Source organism: Burkholderia territorii, from assembly GCF_001718335.1.
GTDB classification, from domain to species: Bacteria; Pseudomonadota; Gammaproteobacteria; order Burkholderiales; family Burkholderiaceae; genus Burkholderia; species Burkholderia territorii.
In genome coordinates this window covers 2,925,235-2,941,199 of record NZ_CP013366.1, presented here as the reverse complement: position 1 = coordinate 2,941,199, position 15,965 = coordinate 2,925,235, and the positions used below count along the sequence as shown (strand labels likewise).

Annotated in this window: 15 protein-coding genes; all 15 read left to right on the top strand. The window is 66.2% G+C overall.

The window, feature by feature from the left end; all coding sequences use genetic code 11:
- The first annotated feature begins 86 nt into the window (after nt 1–86).
- Complete coding sequence (locus WS51_RS24060; protein WP_059447871.1) at nt 87–530, top strand: HIT family protein; 444 nt, start codon at nt 87–89, stop codon at nt 528–530.
- On the top strand, nt 527–940 hold the full coding sequence (locus tag WS51_RS24055; protein ID WP_011886002.1) for a gamma-butyrobetaine hydroxylase family protein: 414 nt from the start codon (nt 527–529) through the stop codon (nt 938–940). Before WS51_RS24060 ends, WS51_RS24055 begins: the two co-directional genes overlap by 4 nt.
- A gap of 52 nt (nt 941–992) precedes the next feature.
- Complete coding sequence (gene ubiE, locus WS51_RS24050; protein WP_044846838.1) at nt 993–1,724, top strand: bifunctional demethylmenaquinone methyltransferase/2-methoxy-6-polyprenyl-1,4-benzoquinol methylase UbiE; 732 nt, start codon at nt 993–995, stop codon at nt 1,722–1,724.
- Between the two features lie 41 nt (nt 1,725–1,765).
- Complete coding sequence (locus WS51_RS24045) at nt 1,766–2,797, top strand: Tim44 domain-containing protein (RefSeq protein ID WP_059846890.1); 1,032 nt, start codon at nt 1,766–1,768, stop codon at nt 2,795–2,797.
- A 163-nt stretch (nt 2,798–2,960) separates the two neighbouring features.
- Nucleotides 2,961–3,587 (top strand): ubiquinone biosynthesis accessory factor UbiJ, encoded by a 627-nt coding sequence (locus tag WS51_RS24040; protein ID WP_069229860.1) that lies wholly within the window; start codon nt 2,961–2,963, stop codon nt 3,585–3,587.
- A 12-nt stretch (nt 3,588–3,599) separates the two neighbouring features.
- A complete protein-coding gene (gene ubiB, locus WS51_RS24035) occupies nt 3,600–5,177 on the top strand; it encodes a ubiquinone biosynthesis regulatory protein kinase UbiB (protein WP_059447867.1) in 1,578 nt (525 codons plus the stop codon).
- 17 nt (nt 5,178–5,194) lie between these two features.
- A complete protein-coding gene (locus WS51_RS24030) occupies nt 5,195–5,821 on the top strand; it encodes a class I SAM-dependent methyltransferase (RefSeq protein WP_069229859.1) in 627 nt (208 codons plus the stop codon).
- A 95-nt stretch (nt 5,822–5,916) separates the two neighbouring features.
- On the top strand, nt 5,917–6,243 hold the full coding sequence (locus tag WS51_RS24025; protein WP_059506837.1) for an FmdB family zinc ribbon protein: 327 nt from the start codon (nt 5,917–5,919) through the stop codon (nt 6,241–6,243).
- A 61-nt stretch (nt 6,244–6,304) separates the two neighbouring features.
- Entirely contained in the window at nt 6,305–6,955 is a 651-nt protein-coding gene (locus WS51_RS24020) for a DUF502 domain-containing protein (RefSeq protein WP_059447864.1), read from the top strand.
- A gap of 67 nt (nt 6,956–7,022) precedes the next feature.
- A complete protein-coding gene (gene aspS / locus WS51_RS24015; protein ID WP_059447863.1) occupies nt 7,023–8,825 on the top strand; it encodes an aspartate--tRNA ligase in 1,803 nt (600 codons plus the stop codon).
- 156 nt (nt 8,826–8,981) lie between these two features.
- Nucleotides 8,982–9,476, top strand: coding sequence for a dihydroneopterin triphosphate diphosphatase (gene nudB, locus WS51_RS24010; protein ID WP_059447862.1), 495 nt, complete (start codon nt 8,982–8,984; stop codon nt 9,474–9,476).
- A complete protein-coding gene (gene clsB, locus WS51_RS24005; RefSeq protein WP_059447861.1) occupies nt 9,473–10,747 on the top strand; it encodes a cardiolipin synthase ClsB in 1,275 nt (424 codons plus the stop codon). The genes nudB and clsB overlap by 4 nt, the downstream gene beginning before the upstream one ends.
- A gap of 199 nt (nt 10,748–10,946) precedes the next feature.
- Nucleotides 10,947–11,546: a TetR/AcrR family transcriptional regulator gene (locus WS51_RS24000; RefSeq protein WP_006751498.1), complete on the top strand. Its 600-nt coding sequence runs from the start codon at nt 10,947–10,949 to the stop codon at nt 11,544–11,546.
- A gap of 57 nt (nt 11,547–11,603) precedes the next feature.
- Nucleotides 11,604–13,391 (top strand): acyl-CoA dehydrogenase C-terminal domain-containing protein, encoded by a 1,788-nt coding sequence (locus tag WS51_RS23995; protein ID WP_059447860.1) that lies wholly within the window; start codon nt 11,604–11,606, stop codon nt 13,389–13,391.
- A gap of 113 nt (nt 13,392–13,504) precedes the next feature.
- Nucleotides 13,505–15,940, top strand: a complete 2,436-nt coding sequence (locus WS51_RS23990) for a 3-hydroxyacyl-CoA dehydrogenase/enoyl-CoA hydratase family protein (RefSeq protein WP_059545355.1) — start codon at nt 13,505–13,507, stop codon at nt 15,938–15,940.
- The last annotated feature ends 25 nt before the right edge of the window (nt 15,941–15,965 follow it).

Genomic DNA, 15,965 nt, shown 5'->3' with positions numbered 1-15,965 from the left:
GCGGGCATGACGCCCGCCCGGCCGGGCCAGGAATGAGAGCGGGCGCCGGTGCGGCAGCGCCGGCGCCCGTGCACATGGGAGCGACGATGGAATGCGTGTTTTGCCGTGAAGACGGCGGCGAGGTGCTCTGGCAGGACGATGCGCTGCGCGTCGTGCTGGCGACGGGCGAGCACGACTACCCGGGTTTCTGCCGGGTGATCTGGGGCGCGCACGTGGCCGAGTTCTCCGATCTCGGCGAGCCCGAAAGGGCACATTTGATGCGCGTGGTGTACGCGGTGGAGCGGGCCGTGCGCCGCGTGATGCAGCCGAACAAGGTGAATCTCGCGAGCCTCGGCAACATGGTGCCGCACGTGCACTGGCACGTGATCCCGCGCTTCTCCAACGACGCCCATTTCCCGCAGCCCGTGTGGGCGCCGCGCCAGCGCAGCGTGTCCGAGGCGCTGTTGCGCTCGCGCGCGGCGCAGGCTTCGCTGCTGCACAATGCGGTGCGCGAGGAAATTCAACAGATGACCGATTCGAGGCAGCCATGAGCGGTTTGACTTCCACGACGCCGATTCCGTCCGGCGTCGTCGTGCACGCGGTGTCGCGCGTGCTCGAATTGCAGTACCCGAACGGCGAGAGCTACCGGATTCCGTTCGAGCTGATGCGCGTCTACTCGCCGTCGGCCGAGGTGCGCGGCCACGGGCCGGGCCAGGAGACGCTGCAGACGGGCAAGCGCGAGGTGACGATCACCGCGCTCGAGGGCGTGGGCAACTACGCGCTGCAGCCGACGTTCTCCGATGGCCATTCGACCGGCATCTACTCGTGGGATCTGCTGTACGAACTGGCGACGCAGCAGGACGCGCTGTGGCGCGACTATTTCGACAAACTGAAGGCGGCGGGCGTCGAGCGCGACGCGCCGATGCAGGCGGCCCCCGCGCCGCACGGCCACTGCCACTGAAATCGACGGCGCCCGCTCGGCGCCGTCTTGCCATTTACTGAGGATCAACGCGATGAGCAAAACCCACTTCGGCTTCGAAAGCGTCGAGGAAACCGAAAAAGCGAAGAAAGTGGCGGGCGTGTTCCATTCGGTCGCGAGCAACTACGATCTGATGAACGACCTGATGTCGGCCGGCATGCACCGCGCGTGGAAGGCGTTCACGATCGCGCAGGCGAACGTGCGCCCCGGCTTCAAGGTGCTCGACATCGCGGCCGGCACGGGCGACCTGACCAAGGCGTTCGCGAAGGCAGCGGGCCCGACGGGCGAGGTCTGGCACACCGACATCAACGAATCGATGCTGCGCGTCGGCCGCGACCGGCTGCTCGACAAGGGCATCGTGACGCCGTCGCTGCTGTGCGACGCCGAGAAAATTCCGTTTCCCGACAACTACTTCGATGTGGTCACGGTCGCGTTCGGGCTGCGCAACATGACGCACAAGGACGCCGCGCTCGCCGAGATGCGCCGCGTGGCGAAGCCGGGCGGCCGCGTGATGGTGCTCGAATTCTCGAAAGTCTGGGATCCGCTGAAAAAAGCGTACGATCTGTATTCTTTCAAAGTATTACCGTGGCTTGGCGACAAGTTCGCGAAAGATGCTGAAAGTTATCGGTATCTTGCTGAATCTATCCGGATGCACCCCGATCAGGACACGCTGAAGACGATGATGGAACAAGCGGGCCTCGACGCCGTCAAATATTACAATTTGTCAGGTGGCGTGGTAGCGTTACACCTAGGAACCAAGTACTAAGGGGTTCTTTCCATACATTCGCCTTACATCTGGAGAAGCTGATGTCCGAATCGCGTTCGCTGTTCAACCGTAGCAAGCCGTCGAAGCCGTGGGCTCGACGGGTCGGCACGCTGCTGATGGTCGGCCTGCTCACGGCCGGCACGTTCGCATCGCTCGACGCCGAAGCCAAGCGCATGGGCGGCGGGCGCAGCATCGGCCGTCAAAACTCCACCGTCACGCAGCGCCAGGCCACGCCGCCCGCGCAGCAGCCGATGCAGCAGGCCGCGCCGGCGCAGGCGCAGCGCGCGAACCCGGCCGCACCGGCGCCGGCCGCGCAGCCCAACCGTTCGCGCTGGCTCGGGCCGATCGCCGGTCTCGCGGCCGGTCTCGGCATCGCGGCGCTGCTGTCGCACTTCGGCCTCGGCGGCGCATTCGCGAGCATGATGGCGAACGTCATCGTGATCGCGCTGCTCGCGATGGTCGGCATCTGGCTGATCCGCAAGTTCATGAACCGCCGCCGTCCGCACGAGCCGGCGTACTCGGTGGGCGGTTCGGCATCGTCGTCGGGCGGCTATTCGCAGAGCCCGTCGTTCCAGCAGGGCGCCGGCAGCAGCTATGCGGGCAGCGGCAGCAGCTATGCGAACGAAGCGCAAGGCGTGTTCGGTGGCGGCGCGGCTGCCTCGGGCGCGGCCGGCGCGATGGCCGCTGCACCGCTGCAGGTGCCGGCCGGCTTCGACACCGAAGCGTTCCTGCGCAGCGCGAAGGTCTACTTCGTGCGGCTGCAGGCAGCCTGGGATCAAGGCAACCTGGCCGACATTCGCGAGTTCACGACGCCGGAAATGTTCGCCGAGATCAAGATCGACCTCGACTCGCGCGGCAACGAGGCGAACCAGACCGATGTCGTGCAGCTCGACGCGGAACTGGTCGCGATCGAGGATCGCGGCATCGAGCAGTCGGCGAGCGTGCGTTTCCACGGGCTGATCCGCGAATCGGCGAATGCGTCGGCGGCGCCGTTCGACGAGGTGTGGAACCTGTCGAAGTCGGGCAGCCAGGGCTGGTTGCTCGCGGGTATCCAGCAGATCAACACGCACTGAGCGTGACCGGCGGCCGGCTTGCCGGCTGCCCGGGCGACGGCCGCCGCGCTGCGACCGCTTGCCGCCCGGGTGTGCGGTTGGCCGCGGTCTGCCGACGATCCGACGTTACAATAGAAACCCGCGTGGGCGCCCGGCCTGCGCGGGTTTTTTCTTTCCCAGCCCGATGACCTTTGCCGCCAAGCCTTTTGCTGCTGCTGTCAATCACCTGCTCGCGCGCGAATCGTGGGCGCGCGATCGCCTGATTCCCTATGCGGGCAAGACCGCCCGGCTCGACGTGCCGCCCGTCACGCTCACGCTGCTCGTGCAGCCCGACGGTTATCTTTCCGCGGTGGAAGCGCACGATGCGCAACACGTCGACGTGTCGATCGCCCTCGCGGGCGACACCGTCGCCGCATTCCTGCAGGGTGGCCAGGCGGCCGTGATGAAGCACGTGAAGATCGACGGCGACGCGGAGTTCGCGACGCAAATCGCGAAGCTGGCCGAGCATCTGCGCTGGGAACCCGAGGAAGATCTCGCGAAGCTGGTCGGCGACGCGGCGGCGCACCGGATCGCGACGGTCGTGCGCGACGCCGGCGCGCGCGCGCGCCGCACCGGCCGCAACGTGCTCGATTCCGTCGCCGAGTACTGGCTCGACGAGAACCCGCAAGTCGTCCGTCGCAAGGTGCTCGGCGGCTTCGACGCCGAACTGGCGCGGGCGCGCGATGCGCTCGCGCGGGTCGAGAAACGGGTCGAGCGACTCGAACAAAAAATCGGCGCGCGCACGGGCTCCGGCCCGCGCGGCGCGCACTGAGGGCCGCAGGGCATGCGCATTTTCCGTTTCATCAAGATTGTCTACACCGTCATCCGCTTTGGCCTCGACGAAGTGATGCTGTCGCGGATCGACGACCGGCGCGTGAAGCTGCTGCTGCGGATCACGACGATCGGCCGCCGCTATTCCGATCCGCCCGCCGTGCGGCTGCGTCACGCGCTCGAAAGCCTCGGCCCGATCTTCGTGAAGTTCGGGCAGGTGCTGTCGACGCGCCGCGATCTGCTGTCGGTCGATTTCGCGAACGAACTCGCGAAACTGCAGGACCAGGTGCCGCCGTTCGATTCGGCGGTCGCGATCGCGATCATCGAGAAGTCGCTCGGCGCGCCGGTCGACGAACTGTTCGACGAATTCGAGCGCGAGCCGGTCGCGAGCGCGTCGATCGCGCAGGTGCATTTCGCGAAGTTGAAGCAGGGCCAGCATGCGGGCAAGGCCGTCGCGGTCAAGGTGCTGCGCCCCAACATGCTGCCGGTGATCGATTCGGACCTCGCGCTGATGCGCGACATCGCGACGTGGACGGAGCGCATGTGGGCGGACGGCCGGCGCCTGAAGCCGCGGGAAGTCGTCGCCGAATTCGACAAGTACCTGCACGACGAGCTGGACCTGATGCGCGAGGCCGCGAACGGCAGCCAGCTGCGCCGCAACTTTGCCGGCCTCGATCTGCTGCTCGTGCCCGAGATGTTCTGGGATTTCTCGACGTCGCAGGTGCTCGTGATGGAGCGCATGACCGGCGTGCCGATCAGCCAGGTCGAGACGCTGCGCTCGGCCGGCGTCGACATCAAGAAGCTCGCGCGCGAAGGCGTCGAGATCTTCTTCACGCAGGTGTTCCGCGACGGGTTCTTTCATGCGGACATGCACCCGGGCAACATCCAGGTGAGCCTCGATCCGAACACGTTCGGCCGCTATATCGCGCTCGATTTCGGGATCGTCGGCGCGTTGTCGGATTTCGACAAGAACTACCTCGCTCAGAACTTCCTCGCGTTCTTCAAGCGCGATTACCACCGCGTCGCGACGCTGCATCTGGAATCGGGCTGGGTGCCGCCCGAGACGCGCGTCGAGGAGCTCGAAAGCGCGATCCGCGCGGTGTGCGAGCCTTATTTCGACCGCGCGCTGAAGGATATCTCGCTCGGCCAGGTGCTGATGCGCCTGTTCTCGACGTCGCGCCGCTTCAACGTCGAGATCCAGCCGCAGCTCGTGCTGCTGCAGAAGACGATGCTCAACGTCGAAGGGCTCGGCCGTTCGCTCGACCCCGAGCTCGACCTGTGGAAAACGGCGAAACCGTATCTCGAGCGCTGGATGACCGAGCAGATCGGCCTGCGCGGCTGGTACGAGCGCTTCAAGGTCGAGGCGCCGCAGTGGAGCAAGACGCTGCCGCAACTGCCGCGCCTGATCCACCACGCGATGGCGGCGCGCCACGACGCGCCGCGTGCGGCGAGCGAAGATCTGATGCGTCAGATTCTCGTCGAGCAGAAGCGGACGAACCGGCTGCTGCAGGCATTGCTGATCTTCGGTCTTGCCGTCGGCGTCGGGGCGCTTGCCGCGCGCGTGCTGCTCGCGCTCGCGTCCGGCGCATGACCGAAAGGAGCCGAGCGATGTCCGAACCCCGACAACCGTCCGCACCGAGCGCCGCCGATTTCGCGACACGCGACCCCGGCAATGCCGCGTTCTGGGACGAGCGCTTCGCGCGCGGCGTCACGCCCTGGGAGTTCGGCGGCGTGCCCGACGGGTTTCGCGCGTTCGCGCAGCGGCGCGAGCCGTGCGCGGTGCTGATTCCCGGCTGCGGCAGCGCGCGGGAAGCCGGCTGGCTCGCGCAGGCCGGCTGGCCGGTGCGTGCGATCGACTTCTCGGCGCAGGCGGTGGCGGCCGCGAAGGCGCAGCTCGGCGCGCATGCGGACGTCGTCGAGCAGGCCGATTTCTTCGCGTACCGGCCGCCGTTCGACGTGCAGTGGGTGTACGAGCGCGCGTTTCTGTGCGCGCTGCCGCCGAGCCTGCGCGCGGGCTATGCGGTGCGGATGGCCGAATTGCTGCCGGCCGGAGCGTTGCTGGCCGGGTATTTTTTCGTGACGACGAAACCGAAGGGGCCGCCGTTCGGCATCGAGCGGGCGGAACTCGATGCGCTGCTCGCGCCGCACTTCGAACTGGTCGAGGATCTGCCGGTGACCGATTCGCTGGCCGTGTTCGAGGGGCACGAGCGCTGGCTTACGTGGCGCCGCCGCTGAAGGCCGGGCGTCGCAGCCGTTGCCGGAGTGCGCCGGGGTTTCGGCTATAATTCAAGGTTTTGCAAGCCGTTTCCAGTTTCTGCGGGAAAAATATCATGCCGATCTACGCCTATCGATGCGAAGCGTGCGGTTTCGCGAAGGACGTGCTCCAGAAGATGAGCGACGCGCCGCTGTCGCAGTGCCCCGAATGCGGGAAGGACACTTTTCGCAAGCAGGTGACCGCCGCCGGTTTTCAGCTGAAGGGCTCCGGCTGGTATGTCACCGATTTCCGCGGCGGCTCGGGCGGCACCAGCGCGCCGGCGACGGCATCCGGCGACGCGGCGGCAGCGCCGGCGGCAGCCGCACCCGCTGCCGCGAGCTCCGAAAGTACGACGACGAGCGCCGCGCCCGCCCCGGCTGCGACGCCCGCCGCCGGCAGTTGACCGTCGCGGCCCGGTCGGGCCGCGACCAACCCGCGCTTCCGGCGCGGTTCATTGACGGCAGATGATGAAAAAGACGACCCTGAAAACGGTGTTCCTGACCGGCCTGCTGGTTCTCGTTCCGCTCGCGATCACGCTGTGGGTGCTCGGCCTCATCATCGGCACGATGGACCAGACGCTGCTGCTGTTGCCCGAATCGTGGCAACCGGAGCGGATGCTCGGCTTCCATCTGCCGGGGATCGGCGCGGTGCTGACGCTCGCGTTCATCTTCGTCGTCGGGCTGGCCACGCAGAATTTCATCGGCCAGAAGCTCGTCACGTGGTGGAACGCGGTCGTGCGTCACATCCCGGTCGTCGGGCCGATCTACACGAGCGTCAAGCAGGTATCCGACACGCTGCTGTCGAGCAGCGGCAACGCGTTCCGCAAGGCGCTGCTGATCGAATACCCGCGGCGCGGCTCGTATACGATCGCGTTCCTGACGGGCGCGCCCGGCGGCGACGTGGTCAACCATCTGACGGAAGAGTACGTGAGCGTGTACGTGCCCACGACGCCGAACCCGACGTCGGGCTTCTTCCTGATGCTGCCGAAGAGCGAAGTCATCGAACTCGACATGTCGGTCGATGCCGCGCTCAAGTACATCGTCTCGATGGGCGTCGTGGCGCCTCCCGCGCCGATTCCGGCGCCCGCCCGCCGTCCCGTCGAGCCGCCGCTGTAAGTAAAGAATCATCGCCCGGGCCGCGCGTTGCGGCACCCGTTGATCAAACCGAACGAAAGCAAACATCATGTCGATGCGTACTGAATACTGCGGTCTCGTGACCGAACACCTGCTGGGCCAAACCGTGTCGCTGTGCGGCTGGGTGCAGCGCCGCCGCGATCACGGCGGTGTGATCTTCATCGACCTGCGCGATCGTGAAGGCCTCGTGCAGGTGGTGTGCGACCCGGATCGTGCCGAAATGTTCGCGACCGCCGAAGGCGTGCGCAACGAGTTCTGCGTGCAGATCAAGGGTCTCGTGCGCAACCGTCCGGAAGGCACGGTCAACGCCGGCCTGAAGAGCGGCAAGATCGAAGTGCTGTGCCATGAGCTGATCGTGCTGAACGCGTCGATCACGCCGCCGTTCCAGCTCGACGACGACAACCTGTCGGAAACGACGCGCCTCACGCACCGCGTGCTCGACCTGCGCCGTCCGCAGATGCAGCACAACCTGCGCCTGCGCTACCGCGTCGCGATCGAGGCACGCAAGTACCTCGACGAGCAGGGCTTCATCGACATCGAAACGCCGATGCTGACGAAGAGCACGCCGGAAGGCGCGCGCGACTACCTCGTGCCGTCGCGCGTGAACGCGGGCCAGTTCTTCGCGCTGCCGCAGTCGCCGCAGCTGTTCAAGCAGCTGCTGATGGTCGCGAACTTCGACCGTTACTACCAGATCACCAAGTGCTTCCGCGACGAAGACCTCCGCGCCGACCGTCAGCCGGAATTCACGCAGATCGACTGCGAGACGTCGTTCCTCGGCGAGCAGGAAATCCGCGATCTGTTCGAAGACATGATCCGTCACATCTTCAAGAAGACGATCGACGTCGAACTCGACGCGAAATTCCCGGTGATGCCGTACTCGGAAGCGATGGCGCGTTTCGGTTCGGACAAGCCGGACCTGCGCGTGCAGCTCGAATTCACCGAGCTGACCGACGCGATGAAGGACGTCGACTTCAAGGTGTTCAGCACGCCGGCCAACGCGAAGGACGGCCGTGTCGCGGCGCTGCGCGTGCCGAAGGGCGGCGAGCTGTCGCGCGGCGACATCGACGGTTACACGGAATTCGTGCGCATCTACGGCGCGAAGGGCCTCGCATGGATCAAGGTCAACGAGAAGGCGAAGGGTCGCGACGGCCTGCAAAGCCCGATCGTCAAGAACCTGCACGACGCGTCGATCGCGGCGATCCTCGAGCGCACCGGTGCTGAAGACGGCGACATCATCTTCTTCGCGGCCGACCGCGCGAAGGTCGTCAACGACAGCCTGGGCGCACTGCGCCTGAAGATCGGCCATTCCGAATTCGGCAAGGCGAACGGTCTCGTGCAGGCTGGCTGGAAGCCGCTGTGGGTCGTCGACTTCCCGATGTTCGAATACGACGACGAAGACGCGCGCTACGTTGCCGCGCACCACCCGTTCACCAGCCCGAAGGACGAGCACCTCGAGTACCTCGAGACGGATCCGGGCCGCTGCCTCGCGAAGGCGTACGACATGGTCCTGAACGGCTGGGAAATCGGCGGCGGTTCGGTGCGTATCCACCGTGAGGAAGTGCAGAGCAAGGTGTTCCGCGCGCTGAAGATCGGTGCGGAAGAGGCGCAGCTCAAGTTCGGCTTCCTGCTGGACGCGCTGCAGTACGGCGCGCCGCCGCACGGCGGTATCGCATTCGGCCTCGACCGCATCGTCACGATGATGGCCGGTGCCGACTCGATCCGCGACGTGATCGCGTTCCCGAAGACGCAGCGTGCGCAGGATCTTCTCACGCAGGCACCGAGCCCGGTCGACGAGCGTCAGCTGCGCGAGCTGCACATTCGTCTGCGCCAGCCGGAACAGCCGAAGGCGTAACGCGTGTCACAGGTCGTGTGCGCGGTGACGCGTGCACGACATCCAGCGAAAAAGGCGCCGTAGTGCGCCTTTTTCGTTTTTTGCGGTACAGTCGCAGCACTTGCCGTACGTTCCGGCACAGGCCCGGCGCCCGGCCCTGTGCCGCATGAAACAAAGATGACGAAGCCGCCGAAAATCCCCGAATCCGTTCTCGTCGTGATCTACACGCCCGAACTCGACGTGCTGGTGATCAAGCGTGCCGACCAGCCCGATTTCTGGCAATCGGTGACCGGATCGAAGGACGCGCTCGACGAGCCGCTCGCGCTCACGGCCGCGCGCGAAGTCGCCGAGGAAACCGGCATCTCGGTCGGTACGCACGACGTGCCGGCCAGCGCGCTGGTCGACTGGCACCACCGGATCGAATACAGCATCTATCCGCAATACCTGCATCGCTATGCACCGGGCGTCACGCGCAACGTCGAGCACTGGTTCGGTCTGTGCGTGCCGCGCCGCGTCGACGTGACGCTGTCGCCGCGCGAACACGTCGACCATGCGTGGCTGCCGTACCGCGAAGCGGCCGCGCGGTGCTTCTCGCCGTCGAACGCCGAAGCGATCCTGCAATTGCCCGTGCGCGTGTCGCTCGCGCGGGCGCCGCACGGCTCGTCCGCATGAATGCGGAAACCCGCAAGCGCTTCGCGCAGTTGCGGCAGATGTTCCTGCAGGAGCGCGGCTCCGCGTCGCGGCTCGCGTTCACCGCCGGCAACACGGTGCGGCTCTGCGAGACCGGCGCCGAATTCTTCCACGCGCTGATCGAACGGATCGATGCGGCGCGCGAGCAGGTGATGCTCGAAACCTACATCTTCTGCGACGACGCGGCCGGCCGCCCGGTGTCGGATGCGCTGATCCGCGCGGCGCAGCGTGGCGTGCGCGTGCGCGTGATCACCGACGGCGTCGGCACCGCGCGCCTGCCGCTGTTCGATACGTGGGCCGGTGCAGGCGTCGAGCACTGCATCTACAACCGCTACCTGTTCGGCCGTTTCGGCTTCTCGCGCACGCACCGCAAGCTCGCGGTGATCGATCACGCGGTCGCGTTCTGCGGCGGCATCAACATCGTCGACGACTACGCGCAGGGCAGCGCGACGCTGCCGTTTCCGCGCTGGGATTTCGCGGTCGAGATGGCCGGGCCGGTGGTGTCGGACGTGCGTGCCGCGTTCGAACTGCAGTGGCATCGCATCCAGTTCGGCCACAAGCCATATGCCCAGTACGCGGCCGGGCTGCACGGCGGCGAAGCGTTCCCGGACATGTTCCGGCGCTGGATGCGCAGCCACCGGTGGATCAAGGCCGGTGCGCTGCGGGTCGTGACGGAGCCGAGCGTCGCGTTCGTCGCGCGCGACAATGTCGTGAACCGCCGCGCGATCGAGAAGGCGTATCTCGCCGCGATCGGCCAAGCGCGCCAGCGAATCCTGCTCGCGAATCCGTATTTCATGCCGGGCCGCAAGCTGCGCCGCGCGCTGACGGGCGCCGCACGCCGCGGCGTCGACGTGCGGGTCCTGATCGGCCGCAACGAGTTCACGGCGCTCGATACGGCGGTGCCGTTCCTGTATCACGCGCTGCTGCGCGCGGGCGTGCGCGTGGCGGAATACGACAAGACGATCCTGCACGGCAAGGTGGCGGTGATCGACGACAACTGGGCGACCGTCGGCTCGTCGAACCTGGACGCGCTGAGCCTGATGCTGAACAATGAGGCGAACGTCGTGCTGGTGCGCTACGATGCAATCACCAACGAACTGCGCGATGCGATCGCGGCCGCGTTCTCCGAAGGCCGCGAAATCGACGCCGCCCGGTATGCCGCGCGGCCGCGCATCGAGCGCATGCTGAACTGGCTCGCGTACAACACGTACCGCATCGTGATGAAGGCGCTGACGGTCGGCGGTTACGACTGACTCCGACTAAGCATTCGCTTCAAAAATCCGTCCGCACGTTCGTGCGGAAAAGCCGCTCAGGTCCCGCCGGAATCGCGCAAAATAGCGGCTCGGTTAGACACCGGTTTCTAATAATTTCCTTGTTTCGCGAGCGGCCGCACTCAATAATAGTACGGCCGTTCGATTTTATTCGAACCCCCGAACGGTTACAGAAATAGCTATGCGAAAAGGCGAACAGACGCGTGCCGCGATACTCGAAGCTGCTTTGGACCTCGCCAGCCGTGACGGGCTGGAGGGGCTGACGATCGGCCTGCTGGCCGAGCGCATGCAGATGAGCAAGAGTGGCGTGTTCGCGCACTTCGGATCGCGCGAGGACCTGCAGGTCGAGGTCGTGCGCGAGTATCACCATCGTTTCGAGAACGAGGTGTTCTTTCCGAGCCTGCGCGAGCCGCGAGGCTTGCCGCGCCTTCGGGCGATGCTGGCCCGCTGGACGGAGAAGCGCATCCAGGAGGTGACGACGGGATGCATCTACATCAGCGGTGCCGTCGAGTACGACGACCGGCCTGACAGCCCCGTGCGCGAGCAGCTGATCGCGAGCGTGACGGCCTGGCGTGCCGCGATGCTGCGTGCCATTTCGCAGGCGAAGGAAGAAGGCCATCTGCGTGCGGATACGGATCCGGACCTGATGCTCTTCGAGTTGTACAGCTTCACGCTCGGCCTGCATCACGACGCACGATTTCTGCATTCGCCGGATGCCGTGCGCCTCACGTGGGCCGCGCTGGAAAAGACGATCGTTTCGTATCAGAGCGAGAGCCGTTAGCGGCGCGTGATCCGCCCGCCAGGAGCTCGAGCCGTTTGCCCACCTTTGGAGAGAGTCATGGGACAGTACGCCGCGCCGCTGCGCGACATGCAATTCGTGTTGCACGAGCTTCTGAACGTCGAAGCCGAGGTCAAGCAAATGCCGCGGCATGCGGACCTCGACGCCGACACGATCAACCAGGTCCTCGAGGAAGCGGGCAAGTTCTGCTCCGAGGTACTGTTCCCGCTGAACCAGGTCGGCGACCGCGAAGGTTGCACGTATGAAGGCGACGGCGTCGTGAAGACGCCGACCGGGTTCAAGGAAGCGTATCAGCAATACGTCGAGGCCGGCTGGCCGGCGCTCGGCTGCGATCCGGACTACGGCGGCCAGGGCCTGCCCGCGTTCGTGAACAACGCGCTCTACGAAATGCTGAACTCGGCGAACCAGGCATGGACGATGTATCCGGGCCTGTCGCACGGCGCATACGAATGCCTGCACGCGCACGGCGCGCCGGAACTGCAGCAGCGCTACCTGCCGAAGCTCGTGTCGGGCGAATGGACGGGCACGATGTGCCTGACCGAGCCGCACTGCGGCACCGACCTCGGCATCCTGCGCACCAAGGCCGAACCGAACGGCGACGGCTCGTACTCGATCAGCGGCACGAAGATCTTCATCTCGAGCGGCGAGCACGACATGTCGAAGAACATCATCCACCTCGTGCTCGCGCGCCTGCCGGACGCACCGCAAGGCACGAAGGGGATCTCGCTGTTCATCGTGCCGAAATTCATTCCGGACGCATCGGGCGAGCCGGGCGAGCGCAACGGCATCAAGTGCGGCTCGATCGAACACAAGATGGGCATCCACGGCAACTCGACGTGCGTGATGAACCTCGACAACGCGACGGGCTGGATGGTCGGCGAGCCGAACAAGGGCTTGAACGCGATGTTCGTGATGATGAACGCCGCGCGTCTGGGTGTCGGCATGCAGGGCCTGGGCCTGACGGAAGTCGCGTACCAGAACTCGCTGACGTACGCGAAGGAGCGCCTGCAGATGCGTTCGCTGACGGGCCCGAAGGCACCGGACAAGCCGGCCGACCCGATCATCGTGCATCCGGACGTGCGCCGCATGCTGCTCACGCAAAAGGCCTACGCGGAAGGCGCGCGCGCGTTCACGTACTGGTCCGCGCTGCAGATCGACAAGGAGCTGTCGCACGCCGACGAAGCGGTGCGCAAGGAAGCGGCCGACCTCGTCGCGCTGCTCACGCCGATCATCAAGGCATTCCTGACCGACAACGCGTTCGAGTCGACCAACCATGCGATGCAGATCTACGGCGGCCACGGCTTCATCTCCGAGTGGGGCATGGAGCAGTACGTGCGCGACGCGCGGATCAACATGATCTACGAAGGCACGAACTCGATCCAGTCGCTCGACCTGCTGGGCCGCAAGGTGCTGGGCGACATGGGCGCGAAGCTGAAGAAGTTCGGCAAGCTCGTCACCGAATTCGCGGAAGCCGAAGGCGTGAAGCCGGAGATGGCCGAGTTCATCAATCCGCTCGCCGACATCGGCGACAAGGTGCAGAAGCTGACGATGGAAATCGGCATGAAGGCGATGCAGAACCCGGACGAAGTCGGCGCCGCGGCCGTGCCGTACCTGCGCACCGTCGGCCATCTGGTGTTCTCGTACTTCTGGGCGCGCATGGCGCGCATCGCGCTCGACAAGGAAGCGTCGGGCGATCCGTTCTACAAGTCGAAGCTCGCGACGGCCCGCTTCTATTTCGCGCGCCTGCTGCCCGAGACGGCGGCGACGATCCGCGCCGCGCGCGCCGGCTCGAAGACGCTGATGGAAGTCGACGAATCGCTGTTCTGACGCGAGTCCGGGCGGCGCGCGCCGCGCGCCGCCCGAACGCAACGGTTCCTGGTACTCACTTCGCCGTGCAGCCCTCACAACCCGTGCTGCACGACATTATCCGGAGACATCCCGTGAGCAATTTCCTGATTCGCAAGGTCGCCGTGCTGGGCGCCGGCGTGATGGGCGCGCAGATCGCCGCGCACCTCGTCAACGCGCGCGTGCCGGTGCTGCTGTTCGACCTGCCGGCCAAGGAAGGCCCGAAAAACGCGATCGCGCTGAAGGCGATCGAGAACCTGAAGAAGCTGTCGCCCGCGCCGTTCGGCGTGAAGGACGACGCGAAATACCTCGAAGCCGCGAACTACGAGGACGACATCGCGAAGCTCGCCGAGTGCGACGTCGTGATCGAGGCGATCGCCGAGCGGATGGACTGGAAGCACGACCTGTACAAGAAGGTCGCGCCGCACATCGCGCCGAATGCGATCTTCGCGACCAACACGTCGGGCCTGTCGATCACGAAGCTGTCCGAAGGTTTCTCGGACGAGCTGAAGGCGCGCTTCTGCGGCGTGCACTTCTTCAACCCGCCGCGCTACATGCACCTGGTCGAGCTGATCCCGACCGCGCATACGCGTCCGGAAATCCTCGACCAGCTCGAGACCTTCCTGACGAGCGTCGTCGGCAAGGGCGTCGTGCGCGCGAAGGACACGCCGAACTTCATCGCGAACCGCGTCGGCATCTTCTCGATCCTGGCCGTGATCACCGAGGCCGCGAAGTTCGGCCTGCGCTTCGACGAAGTCGACGACCTGACGGGCAGCCGCCTCGGCCGCGCGAAGTCGGCGACGTTCCGCACCGCGGACGTGGTCGGCCTCGACACGATGGCGCACGTGATCAAGACGATGCAGGACAACCTCGCCGACGATCCGTTCTTCCCGGTCTACCAGACGCCCGCCGTGCTCGCCGAACTGGTGAAGCAGGGCGCGCTCGGCCAGAAGACGGGCGGCGGCTTCTACAAGAAGGAAGGCAAGGCGATCAAGGTGCTCGACGCGAAGACGGGCACCTACGTCGATTCGGGCGCGAAGGCGGACGAAACCGTCGGCCGCATCCTGAAGCGCCCGCCGGCGGAGCGCCTGAAGTTGCTGCGTGAAACGGACCATCCGCACGCGCAATTCCTGTGGTCGATCTTCCGCGACGTGTTCCACTACATCGGCGTGCACCTCGAGTCGATCGCCGACAACGCGCGCGACGTCGACCTCGCGATCCGCTGGGGCTTCGGCTGGAACGAAGGCCCGTTCGAAGGCTGGCAGGCCGCCGGCTGGAAGCAGGTCGCCGAGTGGGTGCAGGAAGACATCGCGGCCGGCAAGGCCCTCGCGAACGTGCCGCTGCCGTCGTGGGTCCTCGAAGGCCCGGTCGCCGAGAAGGGCGGCGTGCACACGGCCGAAGGCTCGTGGGCGCCGGCGTCGAAGCGCTTCGTGCCGCGTTCCGATCTCGCCGTCTATCGCAAGCAGGTGTTCCGCGCGCCGCTCTTCGGCGAAGCGGGCGCCGATCCGAAGACGTACGGCAAGACGCTGTTCGAAACCGACGCGGTGCGTGCGTGGGTCGACGATCGTGCGGGTGAAGACGACGTCGTGATCGTGTCGTTCAAGTCGAAGATGAACACGATCGGGCCGAGCGTGATCGACGGCCTCGTGCAGGCGATCGAGCTCGCGGAGAAGGATTACAAGGGCGTGGTGATCTGGCAACCGACGTCGCTGAAGCTCGGCACGCCGGGCGGCCCGTTCTCGGCCGGCGCGAACCTCGAGGAGGCGATGCCCGCGTTCATGATGGGCGGTGCGAAGGGCATCGAGCCGTTCGTGAAGAAGTTCCAGGAAGGCATGCTGCGCGTGAAGTACGCGAACGTGCCGGTCGTTGCGGCCGTGTCGGGCATCGCGCTCGGCGGCGGGTGCGAGCTGATGCTGCACAGCGCGAAGCGCGTCGTGCACGTCGAGAGCTACATCGGTCTGGTCGAAGTGGGCGTCGGCCTCGTGCCGGCGGGCGGCGGCCTGAAGGAAGCGGCGCTGCGCGCGGCGGATGCGGCGACGGCCGCGAACGCGACGACCGACATCCTGAAGTTCGTCACGAAGTCGTTCGAGAACGCGGCGATGGCGAAGGTATCGTCGTCGGCGCACGATGCGCGCGCGATGGGCTACCTGAAGCCGTCCGACACGATCGTCTTCAACGTGTTCGAGCTGCTCGATACCGCGAAGAAGGAAGCGCGTGCGCTCGCCGACACCGGCTATCGCGCGCCGCTGCGCGCGAAGGACGTGCCGGTGGCGGGCCGCTCCGCGATCGCGACGATCAAGGCATCGCTCGTCAACATGCGTGACGGCCGCTTCATCAGCGACCACGACTTCCTGATCGCGAGCCGCATCGCGGAAGCCGTGTGCGGCGGCGACGTCGAAGCCGGCAGCCTGGTCGACGAGCAGTGGCTGCTCGCGCTCGAGCGCCGCGCGTTCGTCGAGCTGCTCGGCACGCAGAAGACGCAGGAACGGATCATGGGCATGTTGCAGACCGGCAAGCCGGTGCGTAACTGAGCGAGCGGACAACTTTGCACGGGAC